Genomic DNA, 18,103 nt, shown 5'->3' with positions numbered 1-18,103 from the left:
CGGCAGCCTGCGTCCCGGCCGGCAGCCCGCGTCCCGCCCGCCCGCCCGCTCGTCCGGCCCGGGCCCGGGCCCGGCCCGGGCCCGCCGGTCTCGCCGCCGTCCTGCCCGGGCCATCCCGCGGCACCGCCGACCGCCTCCGCCCTGCCCGGGGGCGGCCGCTCTGCCCGGCGGTGGCCGCCCGGCCCGGCGGTGCCCGGCCGTATCCCCCCGCCTACGGGGCCCGCCCTGCCCGGCCGTGCCCGCTCCGCCGGCGGCGCCCGCCCTGCCCGGCCATGTCCGCCCTGCGGCGGCGCCCGGCAGTCCTGCCCGGCCGTGCCCGTCACCGCTCGTGCCGCCCGCCGGGCCCGGCCCGCCCGCCCCGCCTCGCCGGCCGCGGTCCGGCCGTGCGGCCCCGACCCTCGGCCCAACCCTTGAGCCTCCCCGTATCCGGTCGGGGTCAACCCTGCGCCGGCCCCGTGGCCGACCCTGTATCGATGTGTGGAACCCGCGAATCTGCTGGACGAGTTGTGATGTTTGCGGACACAAGATGTCATCGATGCGCGGGAGTTGCTGACGACGGCCCGCTCCATATGGTTGGGTGCTGAACAACACTGAACGGGCGTGCGAGTGCGGTCGCACGCCCGCGGTGCATTGTGTGCCGGAGGGGACGCAGTATGCGCAAGGGAATCCAGATCGCCATCGGTTGCGCGGTCGTTGCGGCCGTCGGAGCGGGCGGTCTGACGCTGATGTCGTCCTCGGAGGAGGACGCGGAGCCGATCACCATCGGCACGGCGGAAGTGGTGACCGGGCTCGATCCGGCCGGCGTCTACGACAGCGGATCCTGGGCGCTGTTCAGCAACGTGTACCAGTCGCTGATGACCTTCCGGCCCGGCTCCCTGCAGCCGGTGCCCGACGCGGCCTCCGCCTGCGGCTTCCAGGGCAGCGGACTGACGACCTATACGTGCACGCTCCGCGAGGGGCTGCGCTTCTCCGACGGCCGTGAGGTGACCGCGGCCGATGTGAAGTACTCCTTCGACCGCATCCGTGCCATCAACGACCCCCAGGGCCCCCGGACCCTGCTGAACACGTTGAAGAGCACCCGCACCGAAGGCGACCGCAAGATCGTCTTCCAGCTGCGGACGCCGGACGCCACCTTCCCGTACAAGATAGCCACCGGCGCCGGGTCGATCGTGGACCGCGAGTCCTACCCGGCGGACCGCCTCCGCACCGACAACAAGGTCGTCGGCTCCGGACCGTACGTCCTGGAGACGTACAAGAGCGGTGACAAGGCCGAGCTGCGGCCCAACGACGAATACGAGGGCACCGGGAAGAGCGGTGAGACCGGCGGTCCGGTCACCGTCCGCTACTTCACCTCCGCCGCGGCGGTGAGTGCCGCGTGGAAGAAGCAGCAGCTGGACGTGGTCTCCGGCGGCATGCCGCCGAAGGAGCTGGCGGACATCAACCCCGCCGACCCGGACACCAAGGTGGTGGAGAGCGCCGCGGCGAACGCCCGCACCCTCGTGCTGGACCAGCACGCCAAGAACTCGCCGGTGAAGGAGAAGGCGGTCCGCCGCGCCCTGGCCGCGCTGATCGACCGGGACGCGATCTCCCGGGACGTGTACGCGCGCACCGTCGACCCGCTGTACTCGCTCATCCCGCAGGGCATGAACGGCCACAAGACGCCGTTCCACGACACCTACCCGGAGCCCGACTCCGACCGCGCCGCCGAGATGCTGGCCGAGGCGGGGGTGACCACGCCGGTGAAGCTGACGCTCGGGCACGCCGAGGGCACCATGAACGAGGCCGAGGCGAAGTCGGTGCGCAAGCAGCTGAACGCCTCCGGGCTGTTCGAGGTGAAGCTGGCGAAGCGCAGCTGGGCGACGTTCCAGGAGAGCATCAGCGATCACGAGTTCGACGGCTTCCTGATCAGCTGGGTCGCCGATTTCCCCGACCCGGACACCTTCACCACCCCGCTGGTGGGGCACGACCCGGTCTGGCGCACCGGCTACGAGAGCAAGCGGGTCGAGGACCTGATCCTCAAGACCCAGCAGGAGGCCAAGCGGGACCGCACGGCTCCGGACTTCCGCGCGATCCAGCGGATCGTCGCCGACGACGTGCCGATGATCCCGTTGTGGCAGCAGAAGGACTACGTGCTCAGCGGCAACGAGGTCTCCGGTACGGAGTACCTGTCGGACGGTACCGGCATGTGGCGGCTCTGGCGGCTGAACCGCATCTGACCGGCCCGTCCCGGCGCGTCCCGGACCCGAGCCCCCGGCCTTCGCCGGGGGCTCCGCCGTTTCCGGCGCCGACCGCCCGGGACCCGTCGGCGCCGAGCGCTCCGGACCCGGAGGCACCGACCGCCCCCGGACGTGCCCGACCGCCCGGCCCCGAAGTCACCGACCGTCCCGCCGGCACCGACCGCCCCGGAGGCGCCGGTATCCACCCGCCCCCGGACGTGCCGGCGCCCACCCGCCCCCGGACGTGCCGGCGCCCACCCGCCCCCGGACGTGCCGGTATCCGCCGCCCCGGACACGACGGAGCCCGCTTCCCCTCGCACCGAGGGGAAGCGGGCTCCGTCACGCAGGCCGGCCGCCGCGGATCAGAAGCGTCGCGTGATCAGCGCGCGCTTCACCTCCTGGATGGCCTTGGTGACCTCGATGCCGCGCGGGCAGGCATCGGTGCAGTTGAACGTGGTGCGGCAGCGCCACACGCCGTTGTTGTCGTTGAGGATCTCCAGCCGCTGCTCCCCGGCCTCGTCACGCGAGTCGAAGATGAAGCGGTGCGCGTTGACGATCGCCGCCGGGCCGAAGTACTGGCCGTCGTTCCAGAACACCGGGCACGACGAGGTGCACGCGGCGCACAGGATGCACTTGGTGGTGTCGTCGAAGCGCTCGCGGTCCGCGGCGGACTGCAGGCGCTCCCGGGTCGGCTCGTTGCCGGAGGTGATCAGGAACGGCATCACGTCGCGGTACGCCTGGAAGAACGGCTCCATGTCCACGACCAGGTCCTTGAGGACCGTGAGGCCCTTGATCGCCTCGATCGTGATCGGCTTGTCCGGGTTGATGTCCTTGATCAGGGTCTTGCACGCCAGCCGGTTGCGGCCGTTGATCCGCATGGCGTCGGAGCCGCAGATGCCGTGGGCGCAGGAGCGCCGGAACGTCAGCGAACCGTCCAGGTCCCACTTGATCTTGTGCAGACCGTCGAGGACCCGCTCCTTGGGGTCGATCTCGAACTGGAAGTCCTGCCAGGTCGCCTCGTCGGAGATCTCCGGGTTGAACCGGCGGACCCGGAAGGTGACCGTGATGTAGGGCGAGGCGGCCTCGGCGGGCTTGGCGTCCTCGACCTTGTCGAGCGTGGCTGTGGTGCTCATCAGTACTTACGCTCCATCGGCTGGTAGCGGGTCTGGACGACCGGCTTGTAGTCGAGCCGGATCGACTCGGAGCCGTCCGCGCCCACCTCTCGGTACGCCATGGTGTGCCGCATGAAGTTGACGTCGTCGCGGTTGGGGAAGTCCTCGCGGTAGTGACCACCGCGCGACTCCTTGCGGGCGAGTGCGGACACCGCCATGACCTCGGCGAGGTCGAGCAGGTTGCCCAGCTCGATGGCCTCCAGCAGGTCGGTGTTGAACCGCTTGCCCTTGTCCTGGATGGACACGTTCCGGTAGCGCTCGCGCAGCTCGCCGATCTTCTCGACCGCGGTCTTGATCGTCTGCTCGGTGCGGAACACCATGACGTTGGCGTCCATGGTCTCCTGCAGCTCGCGACGGAGCTCGGCCACCCGCTCGCTGCCGGTGGACTCGCGCAGCCGCTCGACCTGCTCGCGCACCAGGCTCGCCGGGTCCTCGGGCAGCTCGACGTAGTCGGCCTTCGCGGCGTACTCGGCGGCGGCGATGCCGGCGCGGCGCCCGAAGACGTTGATGTCCAGCAGCGAGTTGGTGCCCAGGCGGTTGGCGCCGTGCACCGACACGCAGGCGACCTCGCCGGCGGCGTAGAGGCCGGGCACGACGGTGGTGTTGTCGGCCAGCACCTCGCCCTCGACGTTGGTCGGGATGCCGCCCATCGCGTAGTGCGCCGTCGGCTGGATCGGGATCGGGTCGGTGTACGGCTCGATGCCCAGGTACGTCCGCGCGAACTCGGTGATGTCCGGCAGCTTGGCGTCCAGCTGCTCCGGCGGCAGGTGGGTCAGGTCCAGGTAGACGTGGTCGCCCTCGGGGCCGCAGCCGCGGCCCTCGCGGATCTCCGTGTAGATGGAGCGGGAGACGACGTCACGCGAGGCGAGGTCCTTCATGACCGGCGCGTACTTCTCCATGAAGCGCTCGCCGTCCTTGTTGCGGAGGATGCCGCCCTCACCGCGGGCGCCCTCGGTGAGCAGGATGCCCATGCGCCAGATGCCGGTCGGGTGGAACTGGAAGAACTCCATGTCCTCCAGCGGCAGGCCCCGGCGGTAGACGGCGGCCTGGCCGTCCCCGGTGAGGGTGTGCGCGTTGGACGTGACCTTGAAGAACTTGCCGCAGCCGCCGGAGGCGTAGATGACGGCCTTCGCCTGGAAGATGTGCAGCTCGCCGGTGGCCAGGTCGTACGCCACCACGCCGGCCGACTTCTTCAGCCCGGTCTCGGGGTCCTCGACGAGGAGCTGGTCCAGGACGTAGAACTCGTTGAAGAACTCCACGCCCTCCTTGACGCAGTTCTGGTAGAGCGTCTGGAGGATCATGTGACCGGTGCGGTCCGCGGCGTAGCAGGACCGGCGGACCGGGGCCTCGCCGTGGTTGCGGCTGTGGCCGCCGAAGCGGCGCTGGTCGATGGTGCCGTCCGGGGTCCGGTTGAACGGCAGGCCCATCTTCTCCAGGTCCAGGACCGAGTCGATGGCCTCCTTCGCCAGGATCTCCGCGGCGTCCTGGTCGACCAGGTAGTCACCGCCCTTGACCGTGTCGAAGGTGTGCCACTCCCAGTTGTCCTCCTCGACGTTCGCGAGGGCGGCGGCCATGCCGCCCTGGGCGGCGCCGGTGTGGGAGCGGGTCGGGTAGAGCTTCGTGAGCACGGCGGTGCGGCTGCGCTTCGTCGCCTCGATGGCGGCGCGCATGCCCGCGCCGCCGGCGCCGACGATGACGGTGTCGTACTTGTGGATCTTCATGAGTGGATACCTCGGTCCCTGTTATCCAAAACGCCTAGCGGATGTTCGGGTCGAAGGTGAAGATCACCAGCGTGCCCAGCAGGATGGTGAAGGTGGCCGCGGTGTAGAGCAGCCCCTTCAGCCACAGGCGGGTGGAGTCCCGCTCCGCGTAGTCGTTGATCACCGTGCGCAGGCCGTTCGCGCCGTGCAGCGTGGCGAGCCAGAGCATCAGCAGGTCCCAGGTCTGCCAGAACGGCGAGGCCCAGCGGCCGGCCACGAAGGCGAAACCGACCTTGGTCACGCCGCCGTCCAGCACGAGCTGGATCAGCAGGTGGCCCAGGACCAGGACGACGAGCAGGATGCCGGACAGCCGCATGAAGAGCCAGCCGTACATCTCGAAGTTGGTGCGCGTGCTCCGCGGCGTCGTCTTGGTGCGGGCCCGCGGGGGCTCGATGACCGGCGCCGGGTTGTCCACGTCGTACAGGCTGACGGAGTCGTTCACGGTGTTCACGTCGTTCGCGGTGGAAGTCGTATCGGAGGACATCGTCAGCTCCCGAACAGGTCACGCAGCGTGTGCTGCAGGATCGGGTAGAAGGCCCCGGCCATCAGCACGACCCAGATGCCCATGACGGTCCAGAGCATCTGCTTCTGGTACCGCGGGCCCTTGGACCAGAAGTCCACCGCGATGACGCGGAGGCCGTTGAGCGCGTGGAAGAGGATGGCGGCGACGAGGCCGTACTCCATCACGTTGACCAGGGGGGTCTTGTACGTGGCGACGACGTCGTCGTAAGCCTCGGGCGATACGCGGACGAGCGAGGTGTCGAGCACGTGCACGAACAGGAAGAAGAAAATGAGGACACCGGTGACTCGGTGAGCCACCCACGACCACATACCTTCCCGGCCGCGGTAAAGCGTTCCAGCCGGCACGGAAAACCCTCCGGGAGCGGGGATCGGGGCCTGCCGGCTTCGCTGTCGGTCGGGCCCGGCCGGGTACGGTCCACCGGCCCTCGCCATCGTAGCGACGTGTTGTCGGTTCGCTCGCCCGGGGTCCTCAGGTGTGATCAAACAGCCACGTACGGGCTACCAGGCCCGCCCTTACCGGCCGATTCCGGACACTCCATGGTGCGGAGCCACCAGTCGGGCGAGTCGGCCTTGTGCGATCCGACGCAGCTCGTCCGCGGCCACCGCGGTCTCTTTCTCCACCGGGTGGCCGAGCCTGGTGTGGATTCCGGCCAGTACCGCGTCCAGCGCCTCGGCCGGGTCCAGCGCGTCCAGACAGATCACGAACACATGGCCGAATTTCCGCTCGTATTCCGCGTGCGCCGCGGTCAGAGCGGTGCGCGCGGCGAGCCGGCTCGCCTGCCGCGCCCCGGACAGGGGGTGCTGGGCCGGCTCCCGGGCCAGCGCCTCCGCGAGGTCCGCGGCGCTCAGGCCGGCGCTCGCCCGCTCGCCCGCCGCGAGCAGTGATCCCAGGTCCGGGTAGGGGCGGCGGGACGCGATCCGGCGGGCCCAGCGGCGGGACCCGCAGCAGCCGAGCAGTGCGGCCTCGGCGGCCCGTGCGGGGGCGGTGTTGAACCGGGCCAGCCCCAGCGGGACGCGGCTGCGGGGCGGTACGGGGGTGCGGGGCGGTACGGGGGCGCTGGTCCGCCCCGGTATGCCGCCCGGGGCGGGCGGGGGTGGGGCGGGGGTGTCGCTGGACAGCGTGGGCTCCTCGGGCGCGCGTGGCGGGTGGGGCATCTGGGACAGGAGCGAGGCCACCGTAACGGCGTACTTCTTGCACCGTTCGAAGGATGCGTAAATTTCACCCGAACGGGAGGGTTCGGGGCATGTGGTGGACGGACCGCGGCGTGCGAGAACGCTCCGGAGACCGTAATTTCAGGGAGGAAACGCCTCATTCGGACAGGCTGTCACCGGTCGGCCGGGCGCTCACCCGCGGCCACCGGTGAGCGGCCGCCGGACCGGGGCGGGGTGAGCCACCGCCAGGCCGACAAGGAGTGCACGCCATGCGGGAGCCTTCGGGGACGTTCCGGACCACGGCCGCCCGGGCCGGCACCGCGCTGACCCTCGCCCTGGCGCTGACCGCGCTCGGCGGCTGCAGCGACGGCGACGGGAACGGCGGCGACCAGCCGACGACCCGCACCCCCTCGGCGACGAAGCGGACCACCACCGCCGCCACCACCCCGGCGACCTCGGCCCCGGCGACCACCTCCGCCCCGCCCCCGCGCCCGGTCCCGCCGCCGGCCACCATCCCGTCGGTCCGGGAGGCCGACACCGTCGCCGGTCCCGGCTGGCGGCCCGGCGCGGGCGGCCGGATCGTCGCCGACCCCGGCAGCGCGGTCGCCGACGAGGCCGAGATGCTCGCCGGGGAACTGGGCCTGGAGACCTCCCGCGGCCCGGCCCGCCGCGGCGACCTGCAACTCACCCTCGACCGCGACCACCCCGGCGGCAGGGAGGGGTACACCCTCACCGTGCGCGACGGCCGGGCCACCATCACCGGCTCCACCGACGCGGGCGTCTTCTACGGCACCCGCACCGTCCGCCAGGCCGTCCGCTCGACCGGCAAGCTGCCCGACGGCGAGATCCGCGACCGCCCGGACCGACCGCAGCGCGGTCTCAACCTGGACACCGCCCGCAAGCACTTCACCGCCGCGTGGATCGAGGCGCGGCTGCGCGAGATGGCCGACATCAAGCTCAACCAGCTGGCCCTGCACTTCTCCGACGACCAGGGCTTCCGCATCCAGAGCGAGAGCCACCCGGAGGTCGTCTCCGCGCAGCACCTCACCAAGGCCGAGGTCCGGCGGATCGTCCGGCTGGCCCGCCGGCTGCACATCACCGTCATCCCCGAACTCGACTCGCCCGGCCACCTCGGCGCGGTGCTCCGCGCCCACCCCGAGCTGCAACTGCGCAACGCCGCGGGCACCCCCGTCGCCGGCGCGGTGGACATCTCCGACCCCGGTTCCGCGCGCCTCGTGGACGACCTGTTGCGCGAGTTCGCCCCGCTCTTCCCCGGCCGCTACTGGCACCTGGGCGGCGACGAGTACCGCGCCCTGATGTCGAGCGACCCGGAGGCCGCCTACCCTGGACTCGCCGCCGCCGCCCGCGCGCGGTTCGGCCCCCAGGCCGGCGTCCAGGACCTGGCCACCGACTGGCTGAACGACCGCGGGGCGGTCGTGGCCGAACTGGGCAAGCGCCCCAAGGCGTGGAACGACGGGTTCTTCCGCGGCGGGGTGGTGAAGCCCGCCCGCATCTTCGAGATCGACTACTGGACCGGCAAGGAGATCGGCGCCCGGCTCCCCGTGGAGTACCTGCGGGAGGGCTGGACGGTGGTGAACCTCAACGACGAGTACCTCTACTACGTGCTCGGCCAGCCCAACCAGTTCATCTATCCGACAGGTGAACGCATTTACGAGGAGTGGTCGCCCGCGGTGCTGCGCGGTACCGAGCCGGTGCCGCCCGGCGTGGACACCGGCCCCGACCGGGTGCCCGGAGCCCGGCTGGCGGTCTGGGGCGACATCCCGGGCGCGCAGACCCCGCAGCAGGTGGCGGACGGGATCCGGCTGCCGCTGGCCGCCCTGGCCCAGCGCCTGTGGTACCCGGGCAGACCCCCGCTGAGCTGGCCGGACTTCGTGGCGCTGGCCGGGCGGGTGGACTGAGCGGGCGGGCGCCCGGGGCGGGTGGCCCGGGCGCGCGGCACGGAGGGCCGGCCGGAAGAGGAGGGACGGCCGGGGCCGCCACCCCCCACAGGAGAGGCCCCGACCGCCGTCCGGTTCGGGCCCGCGTACGGACCCGTACCACCTACAGCGTCGCACGCCGCGAAAGCGTCACACCTCCCGTCCGTGCCCGGCGCGTGCCCAGCCCGTGACCAGCGCGTGACCAGCGCGTGGCGCTGCTCGCAGAGGCTCTGGACGCGGCCCCGCCGATGCCCGTAACGTGCAGGTCCGCGCTATGGCGCGCGGTCTGTTGGTTATTTCTCGCGTGGCCCACGCCTCGGCCACGTCCCTGGGGGACGCGAAATCATGTATCCGTGTGGTAACTGCCACGCCGCCGCCGTCGGACCGGACGGGCGCTGCGCAGCCTGCGGGACCTATCAGCAGCAACTCCAGCAGCAGCCGGGCGGGCTCGCCGGATATCCGGCCGCACCGCCGATCGGCATGCCCGCCGGCGGGGTCGACCTGCGGCGCGGGGTGCGGACGGCGCTGACGGTGATGTTCGGCTTCACGCTCGCCGGCCTGGTGCTGGTCCTGATAGCCGCCGGCAACCAGTACTCCGTGTTCGGCGACTTCCTCGACGGCAAGAAGACCCTGAGCGAGGCGGAGGACGCCGACGACTTCGCCGAGGTCGCCTCGGTGCTGTACTTCCTGGTCGTCGTGCCCGTCATCGTGCTGTGGGCGGTCTGGTTCCGGCGGCTCCGGCTCAACGCCGAGGTCTTCGCCCCCGGCGGGCACCGTTTCGGTCCCGGCTGGGCGGCCGGTGCCTGGTTCACCCCCGTCGTCAACCTGTGGTTCCCCAAGCAGATCGCCAACGACATCTGGCGGGCCAGCTCCCCGCAGGGGCCGCAGGCGGTGTCGCGCGGCCTGCTCAACGGCTGGTGGGTGACGTTCCTGGCCGGCATGCTCGTCGACGTCTGGGGCAACGTCCAGTACACGGTGGCCGAGAACAAGCTGGAGGACGGCGACTACTCCACCCTGGACGAGGTGAACGACCTGATCGACACCATGCACGGCTCGGTCGCCATCGGCATGTTCGCCACCGTCCTCAACATCGCCGCCGCCATCCTCGCCCTGCTGCTGATCCGCCAGATCACCACCATGCAGGAGCAGCGCGCCGCCCTCGGTCCGCAGCCCGGCGGCCCGGCCCCGTACGGCATGCCCGGTGGTTACGGGCAGATGCCCGGGCAGCCCGGCGCCGCACCGTACGGACAGCCGCCCGCGCCCGGCCCGCAGGCCGGACCGTACCCGCCCTACGGCTCGGGCCCCACGGGCTACTAGGTAAGGCGGCAGTCACGGCTGACTACGGGATAAGCGCCGACTACGCCGGTGGCATCGGCGTCGGCAACGGCATCGGCATCGGCATCGCGAGACCTCAATTTCTCCGAGTGGGGCAGGAAGAGGGCGTGCAGGGGGACGACGCGGAACTGACCGCCGCGGTGCGCGCGGCGCAGAACGGGGACGAGACGGCGTTCCGAACGGTGTACCGAGCGGTGCACCCACGCCTCCTCGGGTACGTGAGAACGCTCGTCGGAGAGTCCGACGCGGAGGACATCACCTCCGAAGCGTGGCTGCAGATCGCCCGTGACCTGGGCAGATTCAGCGGCGACGCGGACCGGTTCCGCGGCTGGGCGGCGCGCATCGCACGCAACCGGGCGCTGGACCACATCCGGATGCGCGGTCGCCGGCCGGCCATCGGCGGCGACGAGACCGAGCTGGAGGGCAGGCCCGCCGACGCGGACACCGCCACCGAGGCGCTGGAGGCGCTCGGCACCGACCGGACCCTCGGCCTCATCGCCCGGCTGCCGCAGGACCAGGCCGAGGCCGTGGTCCTGCGGGTGGTGCTGGGGCTCGACGCCAAGAGCGCCGCGTCGGTGCTCGGCAAGCGCCCCGGGGCGGTGCGGACCGCCGCGCACCGCGGCCTGCGGCGGCTCGCCGATCTGCTCGGTGGAGCGGCCGGCGACGACGCGGCGGTGCTCGACGGCGTGCCCGCGCAACGGGAGTCACACAGCGGTACGGCCGATCCGGCTGGTGTGACGGAATCACGCGCGCGGACGCAGAAGGACATGTGATGGCCGACGACCACCGCTACAGCTGGTTGGACAACGATGCCGTGGAGAAGCTGCTCCGCGGCGAGCCGGTGGACACGTGCCGAAGCGAGGACAGCGTCGACCGGCAGGCCCAGGCCCAGGCCGACGCCGACCGGCTGGCCGCCGCCCTCGAAGCCCTGGCCGAATCCGGTCCGCCGCCGGCGGGCCCGCTGCCGGGTGAGGACGAGGCGGTGGCCGCCTTTCGCGCGGTGCGGGCCGGCGGCGCGGCACCCGGGACCACCCGGGAGGTCTCCGGGGCCCGGCAACTGACCGTGGTGCGGACGGTGGGTGTCCGCTTCGGCCGGACTCCGGTGGACCGGCCGTCCCGGCTGCGCCGCCCGCTGCGGGCCGGGATGGTCGCGGTGCTGGCGGGCTGCGCCTTCGGCGGGGTGGCGGTGGCCGCCGGGGCCGGAGTGCTGCCGTTCGGGCCGAGCGCCGAGCGCCCCAGACCGGGTTCCAGCGTCAGCGCGGCGGAGAGCGGCCGCGAACGGAGCGTGGAACCGGAGCTGTCCACCCCGCCGGTGTCCCCGACGGGCGGGACCACCCGCGGCACCGGCGAGGCGACCCCCTCCGGGGGGAACGACGGCGACCGGCCCGAGGAGACCCGGCCGGCCGAGACCGCCGGGACGGGCGAGGAGAAGGAACCGGACCCGGACCCCACGGGCACCACCCCGCCGCCCACCGGCGACGACGACCCCAAGCGGTGGATCGTCACCGCCTGCCGCCAGTACCTGGCCGGCGAGACCCCGGACATCGACCCCGACCGGCTGCGCCGCCTGGAGAAGGCGGCGGGCGGACCGGCGGCGGTGCGCCGCTACTGCGAGCGGATCATCCGCGGCCACCACGGCGGGGGCGACAGCGGCGGTGGCGGCCACTCCGGCGGCAACGGTGACGACGACGGGGACGACGGCAACGGCGACAGCGGGGGCGGAGGTGACGACGGGGGGTCCGGAGGGGGCACCGGAAGCCCGCCGCCACCCTCCACGCCGACGCCGCCCCCCACACAGACGCCATCCCCGACGCCGACCCTGCCCGGCACAACGGACCCGGACTCCGAGCCGGTGCGGAGCCCCGAGGCGAGTGAGCCGGCGGCCGGCGGTGAGCCCGTCACCGCGCCGCCCGGGGCCGAAGCGCCCGGCGGCGACGCGCCGGGCCCCGGCGAGCCGGGCGCGGCGAGCGGTACCCAGGGCTAGCGGAGCGCGCCGGACCCGGCGGCGCCCGGCCGCCCGGCGGGGTTGCCTGACGCCCCCGCGAACAGCCCATGACCAGCGGGTGTGACATTTTCGGCCGCGGTGACGCTGTAAGAAACGGGCCGACTGGTCATCGGCCGCGCGGGAGCCGGGGTTCCCCCCGTACCTACGGCACCGCGCATCCTGGCGCGGGTGGGACTCGTTCCCCCGGTCCCACCCGCGCCCCCTTCCTCTTCAGGGCTTCTGCCCGGATTCAGCCGGTTCCGCCTAGCGGTAGACGATCACCTTGTCGCCATTGCGCACCTGGCCGAAAAGCTTCGCGAGCTTGGCCTTGTCCCGGACGTTCACACAGCCGTGCGACGCGCCGTTGTAGCCGCGGGTGGCGAAGTCCTTGGAGTAGTGGACCGCCTGGCCGCCGCTGAAGAACATCGCGTACGGCATCGGCGTGTGGTAGATCGACGAGACGTGGTCGCGGCTCTTCCAGTACACCGTGAACGCGCCCTCCCGGGTGGGGGTGTACTGCGAACCGAAGCGCACGTCCATCGCCGCCTTGACCTTGCCGTTCACCATCCAGGTGAGGGTGCGGCTCTTCTTGCTGATGCACAGCGCCCGCCCGGTGAGGCACCGCTTGTGCGGCTTGGCGATCGGCCGCGTGGTGGACGGGTACAGCTGTTCGCGGGTCGGCTTCCGGGTGACCCGGTTGAGCGCCTTCCAGGTCAGCGGCCCGGCGTTGCCGGTGGTCCGGACGTGGTGCTTGCGCTGGAAGGCCAGCACCGACTTCCGGGTGACCGGCCCGAAGTACCCGGTCGGGTTGAGGTGGAAGAACCCGGCCTGCAGCAGACGGGCCTGGAGTTCCCGCACCTTCACCCCGGACGAGCCCAGCGACTGCACCCCGGCCTGCCGGGTGGCGAGCCCGGACACCGTGGCCGTCTCCGAACGCGCCCCGGCGGCCCGCGTGCCCTCCCCGCCGTCCGCCCCGGTGCCGCCCGGCTGCGCCAACGGGCCGACCTCCAGCGCGACTTCGCGGTCGGCGGCCCGCTCGGCCGCGCGCTCCGCGGCCACCCGGTCCTGCTCGGCGCCGGTCAGCTTCCCGCCGTCGGCGCGGGACGTCCCGGCGTTCTCCCGCTGTCCGCCGCCGGAATCGGCGGCTCCCGCCCCGCACCCCGCCGTGAGCGCGGCCGCCGCCGCCACGGCGACCGCGGTCCGTACGACGGATGCCCGGTGCATCTGACGTATCCGGATCATGTGATCCCCTCCCTGAGCCCTACTCTCCCGCCCATCCTCTGATGCCCGCCCCCTCGTCGGGGCGAACATCGGATAATCCCGTCTCCCCGGCGGGTTGGCGGGCCGATGGGTGTGCGCCCGGCGCGCACCCCGCCGTTCCGCCCCGCACGCCGTTAGAGTCCCGGCGTCAGCACCTGCCGATGCCGGGGCGCCGGGCCCCGGCACACCAGCCGGGAGGCGTGCGCCATGGCGCGTGAATCGGAATCGGGACTGCCCGTCGAGCCGGTGTACGGACCGGACGCACTCACCGGCTGGGACGCGGCGGAGCGCCTGGGCGAACCCGGCGGCTACCCGTACACCCGGGGCGTGTACCCGACGATGTACACCACCCGCCCGTGGACGATGCGCCAGTACGCCGGGTTCGGCACCGCCGCCGAGTCCAACGCCCGCTACCGGCAGCTCATCGAGCACGGCACCACCGGGCTCTCGGTCGCCTTCGACCTGCCGACCCAGATGGGCCACGACTCCGACGCCCCCCTCGCGCACGGCGAGGTCGGCCGGGTCGGGGTGGCCGTCGACTCGATCGAGGACATGCGGCTGCTGTTCCAGGGCATCCCGCTGGACCGGGTCTCCACCTCCATGACCATCAACGCGCCCGCCGCCCTGCTGCTCCTGCTGTACCAACTCGTCGCCGAGGAGCAGGGCGTGGCGCCCGGCGCGCTCACCGGCACCATCCAGAACGACGTGCTCAAGGAGTACATCGCCCGCGGCACCTACATCTTCCCGCCCGCCCCCTCGCTCCGGCTCACCGCGGACGTCTTCCGCTACTGCCAGGCGGAGATCCCCCGGTGGAACACCATCTCCATCTCCGGCTACCACATGGCCGAGGCCGGCGCCTCGCCGGCGCAGGAGATCGCCTTCACCCTCACCGACGGCATCGAGTACGTCCGTACCGCGGTGGCGGCCGGCATGGCGGTGGACGACTTCGCCCCCCGGCTCTCCTTCTTCTTCGTCGCCCGCACCACCCTGCTCGAAGAGGTGGCCAAGTTCCGCGCCGCGCGCCGGATCTGGGCCCGCACCATGCGCGAGGAGTTCGGCGCACGCGACCCCAGGTCGCTGATGCTCCGCTTCCACACCCAGACCGCCGGGGTGCAGCTGACCGCCCAGCAGCCCGAGGTCAACCTGGTGCGGGTGGCGGTGCAGGCGCTCGGCGCCGTCCTGGGCGGCACCCAGTCGCTGCACACCAACGCCTTCGACGAGGCCATCGCGCTGCCCACCGAGACCTCCGCCCGGCTGGCGCTCCGCACCCAGCAGGTACTCGCCCACGAGACCGACGTGACGGCGACCGTCGACCCGTTCGCCGGCTCCTACGCCGTGGAGTCCATGACCGACGGCATCGAGGCGGCGGCGCTGGACCTGATGCGGCGGGTGGCCGGCCTGGGCGGCGCGGTCGCCGCCATCGAACAGGGCTTCCAGAAGGACGAGATCGAGCGGAACGCCTACCGCACGGCCCTGCGGACCGAGTCCGGCGAGCGGGTGGTGGTCGGGGTCAACCGCTTCCGGCTGGAGAAGGAGGAACCGTACCGGCCGCTGCGGGTGGACCCGGCGATCGAGACCCGGCAGGTGCGCCGGCTCGCCCGGCTGCGCGCCGAACGCGACCGGCGGGCGGTGGACACCGCGCTCGCGGCGGTGCGGGCGGCCGCGGCGAGCGACCCGGACACCGTCAACGTGCTCCACCCGATGAAGGACGCGCTGGCGGCGCGGGCCACCATCGGCGAGGTGTGCGGGGCGCTGCGGGACGTCTGGGGCAGCTACGAGCCCGGCGGCGTCCGCTGACCGCGGCGCGGGCCCGGCGGGGCGGCGGAACCGGCGGCAGCCGGTCCGGCGTCAGGAAGGGCACGGCGTGGCGAGGCAGGACGGACCCGAGGGGGCGGTTGTGCGGAGTGTCGGGGCACGGAGCGGCTGGCCGGTGGCGCTGGCGCTGACGGCGGCGCTGGTCACCGGATGCGGCGGCGACGGGGACGGGGACGGCCGGGACCGGGACGACGAGGCGGTCGCGGTCATCGGCGGCGGCCGCGGCGAGGACTCCCCGCCCCCGCGGACCGGTCCGGTGGAGCCGCTGGACCTGGTGCTGGTGGAGCGCGAGGAGGCGGGCCCGTGCCCGTCCGGCGCCGCGCCGGGCAGCACCTTCCGGGACAGCCGGGCGGGCAGTTGCCTGTACGTGTCCACCGACCCCGGCGCCCGGATGACCGTCACCCGGCCGAAGTCGGTGAAGTACGCCTACGAGACGAACGGCAACGGGCACAGCGTCAATGTGGAGCTGACCGCCGCCGACGCGCGGGGCTTCGCCGGACTCTCCGGGAAGGCCGCCGCCCGGCAGGCCCCGGCGAACCGGATCGCCATGGTCCAGGACGGCGAACTGCTGTCCGCCCCGACGGTGATGACCTCCATCACCGGCGGCGAGATCCAGATCAGCGGGGGGTTCACCCGCGACTCCGCACAGCGGCTCGCCCGCGACCTCGGCGGGGCGTGAGCGACGCCGGCGGCATGGCCCCCCACGTCGCGCCTGCCCCGTCCGCACGCGCCGGATCGCGGTCGTCGGCGGGCGGTTCGCCCGGCACGGCCCTCACCCGGACTTGGTCCGGGGGGACTGGCACGACCGCCGCTCCGGCTTCGGCCTGGTGTCCTGTCCCGGCTCACGGCGTGTCGCGCCACGGGACGGAGGGCGCGCGGCGGGATCAGAACAGGCCGAGCCGGGTGACCAGCATCGCGACGACCACGGTGAGGGTCCAGCCGGCGAGGTGTTCCAGGAGAGTGGGCCCGTCGGCGGGCCCGCCGGTGCGGGCGAACGGGCGGGGCGCGGCCGCGGCGGTGTCCGTCATGGTGCTGGCTTCCTGTCGGTCGTCCCGATCCGGCACCGCCGGATCGGCGTGCCGCCGCGCGAGCGTCGGCGGCATGCTTGTTCCCCCCGCCGGTCCAGGTTGCGGCGGCCACCCGGCGACGTAAAGGGGCACCGGCCACCGGGCGGGCGAAAGTGGCCGAACTCACCCGCCGCCGGGGGCGGGGCTGTGCGGCCAACTCCGCGCCGGTTACCGTTCGTTGCGGGGGCCCTCGGCCCCGTCACCACGGCGAGGAGGCAGATGTGACCGGCGTCATGACGCAGGGTCTGACCGGGCAGGCGCGAGCGCTTGCCGAGGGCGCGGTGACCTCCGCCGCGCTGGTCGAGGAGGCGCTGCGGCGGATCGAGGAGACCCAGCCGACGCTGAACGCCTTCCGGTGGGTACGGGCCGAGGCGGCGACGGCGGAGGCCGCGGAGGCGGACCGGCGGCTGGCGGCCGGGGAGCGGCTGCCGCTCCTCGGGGTGCCGGTCGCGGTCAAGGACGACACCGATGTCGCGGGGCTGCCCACCGCGTTCGGCTGCCCCGGCGCGTTCCCGGCCAAGACCGAGGACGGGGAGGTGGCGCGGCGGCTGCGGGCGGCCGGAGCCGTGATCGTCGGCAAGACCAACTCGCCGGAGCTGGGCCAGTGGCCGTTCACCGAGGGGCCCGCGTTCGGCGCCACCCGCAACCCCTGGGACCTCGGCCGCACGCCGGGCGGCTCCTCCGGTGGGTCCGCCGCCGCGGTCGCGGCCGGGCTGGTGCCCGCCGCACTCGGCTCGGACGGCGCCGGCTCGGTCCGCATCCCGGCCGCCTGGACCCATCTGGTCGGTATCAAACCGCAGCGCGGACGGATCTCCACCTGGCCGGACGGCGAGGCGTTCAACGGCATCACCGGCCACGGCCCGCTGGCCCGTACGGTCGCCGACGCGGCGCTGCTGCTGCACGTGGCGAGCGGCAACCGGGCCGGGGACCTGCACCGGCCGCGCGCGGTCGACGTGCTCGCCGCGGTCGGCCGGCCCCCCGGGCGGCTGCGGATCGCGCTGTCCTTCCGGCCCGCCTTCACCGGGGTGCCGCACCGGCTGGACCCGGAGGTGCGGGGCGCGGTGCTCCGGCTCGCGGAGCGGCTGGCGGCGCTCGGCCATGAGGTGTCCGAGGCCGATCCGCGGTACGGCCAGGTCGGTCCGGCGTTCGTGCCGCGCGCCATGGCGGGCATCCGGGACTGGACCGAGCGCACCCCCGATCCGGCGCTGCTGGACGCGCGGACCCGGTCCGCGGCCCGGCAGGGCCGCCGGCTCGGCGGCCGCGCGCTGCGGCTGGCCCGCGCCGCCGAACTCCCGTTGCGGCGCCGGGTGGGCGCGATCTTCCGGGCCCACGACGTGGTGCTGACCCCCACCACCGCGGTGCCCGCGCCGCGGATCGGCGCCATGGCGCGGCTCTCCGGCTGGGCCACCGACCGGGCGATGATCGCCGCGTGCCCGTACGCCTGGCCGTGGAACCTGCTGGGCTGGCCGGGGATGAGCGTGCCGGCCGGGCTGACCGCCGGCGGGCTGCCCGTCGGGGCCCAACTGCTCGGCCCCGCCAACAGCGAACCGCTGCTGATCTCGCTCGCCGCCCAGCTGGAGGACGACCGGCGCTGGTACGAGCGGTGGCCGCGGGCCGTCCCGGAGCGGCAGTCGGCCGGAGCCGCCCGGCCTGCCTGAGCCGGCCGCCTGCCGTGAACCGCGCGGGCCGGAGACAGATAGCTGCCCGGGCTGTGACCGCCCGGGCTGTGCCGCCGGGCCTGTGACCGCCCGGGCTGTGCCGCCCGGCCTGCGCCGCCGGGCCTGTGCTGCCGGGCCGGAGGTGCCCGCCCGGCCTTACCGCCCGCCCGGCCGGGTGGCCCAGGCGGTCTGAGCCGGTCGCCCGCCCGTCCCTCGGTGATGGCC

15 protein-coding genes are annotated in these 18,103 nt (G+C 73.5%); 8 read left to right on the top strand and 7 right to left on the bottom strand.

Annotated elements, in window-relative coordinates:
* Positions 1-653: 653 nt before the first annotated feature.
* Entirely contained in the window at positions 654-2,216 is a 1,563-nt protein-coding gene (locus tag ACH4B3_RS16805) for an ABC transporter substrate-binding protein (protein WP_398463599.1), read from the top strand.
* A gap of 362 nt (positions 2,217-2,578) precedes the next feature.
* Here the strand turns inward: ACH4B3_RS16805 and ACH4B3_RS16800 are convergent, their stop codons facing one another.
* The 5 genes from ACH4B3_RS16800 to ACH4B3_RS16780 form a co-directional block, all read right to left on the bottom strand.
* Positions 2,579-3,349 carry a succinate dehydrogenase iron-sulfur subunit gene (locus tag ACH4B3_RS16800; protein WP_398463598.1) on the bottom strand — a complete coding sequence of 257 codons (771 nt, stop codon included), beginning with the start codon at positions 3,347-3,349 and terminating at the stop codon, positions 2,579-2,581.
* The gene (gene sdhA, locus ACH4B3_RS16795; protein WP_398463597.1) at positions 3,349-5,109 is read right to left on the bottom strand and encodes a succinate dehydrogenase flavoprotein subunit; all 1,761 of its coding nucleotides are present in this window, start codon (positions 5,107-5,109) and stop codon (positions 3,349-3,351) included. The genes ACH4B3_RS16800 and sdhA overlap by 1 nt, the downstream gene beginning before the upstream one ends.
* Before the next feature lie 34 nt (positions 5,110-5,143).
* Entirely contained in the window at positions 5,144-5,632 is a 489-nt protein-coding gene (locus ACH4B3_RS16790; protein ID WP_398463596.1) for a succinate dehydrogenase hydrophobic membrane anchor subunit, read from the bottom strand.
* Between the two features lie 2 nt (positions 5,633-5,634).
* Complete coding sequence (gene sdhC / locus ACH4B3_RS16785; protein ID WP_398463595.1) at positions 5,635-6,015, bottom strand: succinate dehydrogenase, cytochrome b556 subunit; 381 nt, start codon at positions 6,013-6,015, stop codon at positions 5,635-5,637.
* A 168-nt stretch (positions 6,016-6,183) separates the two neighbouring features.
* A complete protein-coding gene (locus tag ACH4B3_RS16780; RefSeq protein WP_398463594.1) occupies positions 6,184-6,846 on the bottom strand; it encodes a 2-oxo-4-hydroxy-4-carboxy-5-ureidoimidazoline decarboxylase in 663 nt (220 codons plus the stop codon).
* A 245-nt stretch (positions 6,847-7,091) separates the two neighbouring features.
* On the opposite strand from ACH4B3_RS16780, the gene ACH4B3_RS16775 reads away from it, so the two are divergent.
* The 4 genes from ACH4B3_RS16775 to ACH4B3_RS16760 all read left to right on the top strand — a co-directional run bounded on the left by ACH4B3_RS16775 (position 7,092) and on the right by ACH4B3_RS16760 (position 12,078).
* The gene (locus tag ACH4B3_RS16775) at positions 7,092-8,741 is read left to right on the top strand and encodes a glycoside hydrolase family 20 protein (protein ID WP_398463593.1); all 1,650 of its coding nucleotides are present in this window, start codon (positions 7,092-7,094) and stop codon (positions 8,739-8,741) included.
* Between the two features lie 363 nt (positions 8,742-9,104).
* Positions 9,105-10,076: a DUF4328 domain-containing protein gene (locus ACH4B3_RS16770; protein WP_398463592.1), complete on the top strand. Its 972-nt coding sequence runs from the start codon at positions 9,105-9,107 to the stop codon at positions 10,074-10,076.
* A gap of 125 nt (positions 10,077-10,201) precedes the next feature.
* Positions 10,202-10,867: an RNA polymerase sigma factor gene (locus ACH4B3_RS16765; protein ID WP_398463841.1), complete on the top strand. Its 666-nt coding sequence runs from the start codon at positions 10,202-10,204 to the stop codon at positions 10,865-10,867.
* Entirely contained in the window at positions 10,867-12,078 is a 1,212-nt protein-coding gene (locus ACH4B3_RS16760; RefSeq protein WP_398463591.1) for a hypothetical protein, read from the top strand. Before ACH4B3_RS16765 ends, ACH4B3_RS16760 begins: the two co-directional genes overlap by 1 nt.
* 264 nt (positions 12,079-12,342) lie before the next feature.
* Here the strand turns inward: ACH4B3_RS16760 and ACH4B3_RS16755 are convergent, their stop codons facing one another.
* Complete coding sequence (locus ACH4B3_RS16755; RefSeq protein ID WP_398463590.1) at positions 12,343-13,320, bottom strand: L,D-transpeptidase family protein; 978 nt, start codon at positions 13,318-13,320, stop codon at positions 12,343-12,345.
* Between the two features lie 225 nt (positions 13,321-13,545).
* On the opposite strand from ACH4B3_RS16755, the gene ACH4B3_RS16750 reads away from it, so the two are divergent.
* Together ACH4B3_RS16750 and ACH4B3_RS16745 are read left to right on the top strand one after the other, a co-directional pair.
* A complete protein-coding gene (locus tag ACH4B3_RS16750; RefSeq protein WP_398463589.1) occupies positions 13,546-15,135 on the top strand; it encodes a methylmalonyl-CoA mutase in 1,590 nt (529 codons plus the stop codon).
* A gap of 100 nt (positions 15,136-15,235) precedes the next feature.
* Positions 15,236-15,832 (top strand): SecDF P1 head subdomain-containing protein, encoded by a 597-nt coding sequence (locus ACH4B3_RS16745; protein WP_398463588.1) that lies wholly within the window; start codon positions 15,236-15,238, stop codon positions 15,830-15,832.
* A gap of 205 nt (positions 15,833-16,037) precedes the next feature.
* On the opposite strand, the gene ACH4B3_RS16740 is transcribed toward ACH4B3_RS16745, so the two are convergent.
* Positions 16,038-16,181 carry an SCO1431 family membrane protein gene (locus tag ACH4B3_RS16740; protein WP_398463587.1) on the bottom strand — a complete coding sequence of 48 codons (144 nt, stop codon included), beginning with the start codon at positions 16,179-16,181 and terminating at the stop codon, positions 16,038-16,040.
* A gap of 272 nt (positions 16,182-16,453) precedes the next feature.
* Between ACH4B3_RS16740 and ACH4B3_RS16735 the strand changes: the two genes are divergently transcribed.
* Complete coding sequence (locus ACH4B3_RS16735; protein ID WP_398463840.1) at positions 16,454-17,878, top strand: amidase; 1,425 nt, start codon at positions 16,454-16,456, stop codon at positions 17,876-17,878.
* Positions 17,879-18,103: the final 225 nt, after the last annotated feature.

This window comes from Streptomyces sp. NPDC018031 (assembly GCF_044327625.1).
Lineage (GTDB): Bacteria > Actinomycetota > Actinomycetes > Streptomycetales > Streptomycetaceae > Streptomyces.
This window is presented reverse-complemented; position numbering and strand designations above follow the sequence as displayed.

Coding starts and splice junctions, on each gene's coding strand:
- ACH4B3_RS16750 (WP_398463589.1), top strand. CDS start 13,546: ATGGCGCGTGAATCGGAATCGGGACTGCCCGTCGAGCCGGTGTACGGA.
- ACH4B3_RS16800 (WP_398463598.1), bottom strand. CDS start 3,349: ATGAGCACCACAGCCACGCTCGACAAGGTCGAGGACGCCAAGCCCGCC.
- ACH4B3_RS16755 (WP_398463590.1), bottom strand. CDS start 13,320: ATGATCCGGATACGTCAGATGCACCGGGCATCCGTCGTACGGACCGCG.
- ACH4B3_RS16790 (WP_398463596.1), bottom strand. CDS start 5,632: ATGTCCTCCGATACGACTTCCACCGCGAACGACGTGAACACCGTGAAC.
- ACH4B3_RS16770 (WP_398463592.1), top strand. CDS start 9,105: ATGTATCCGTGTGGTAACTGCCACGCCGCCGCCGTCGGACCGGACGGG.
- ACH4B3_RS16735 (WP_398463840.1), top strand. CDS start 16,454: ATGACGCAGGGTCTGACCGGGCAGGCGCGAGCGCTTGCCGAGGGCGCG.
- sdhA (WP_398463597.1), bottom strand. CDS start 5,109: ATGAAGATCCACAAGTACGACACCGTCATCGTCGGCGCCGGCGGCGCG.
- ACH4B3_RS16760 (WP_398463591.1), top strand. CDS start 10,867: ATGGCCGACGACCACCGCTACAGCTGGTTGGACAACGATGCCGTGGAG.
- ACH4B3_RS16740 (WP_398463587.1), bottom strand. CDS start 16,181: ATGACGGACACCGCCGCGGCCGCGCCCCGCCCGTTCGCCCGCACCGGC.
- ACH4B3_RS16805 (WP_398463599.1), top strand. CDS start 654: ATGCGCAAGGGAATCCAGATCGCCATCGGTTGCGCGGTCGTTGCGGCC.
- ACH4B3_RS16775 (WP_398463593.1), top strand. CDS start 7,092: ATGCGGGAGCCTTCGGGGACGTTCCGGACCACGGCCGCCCGGGCCGGC.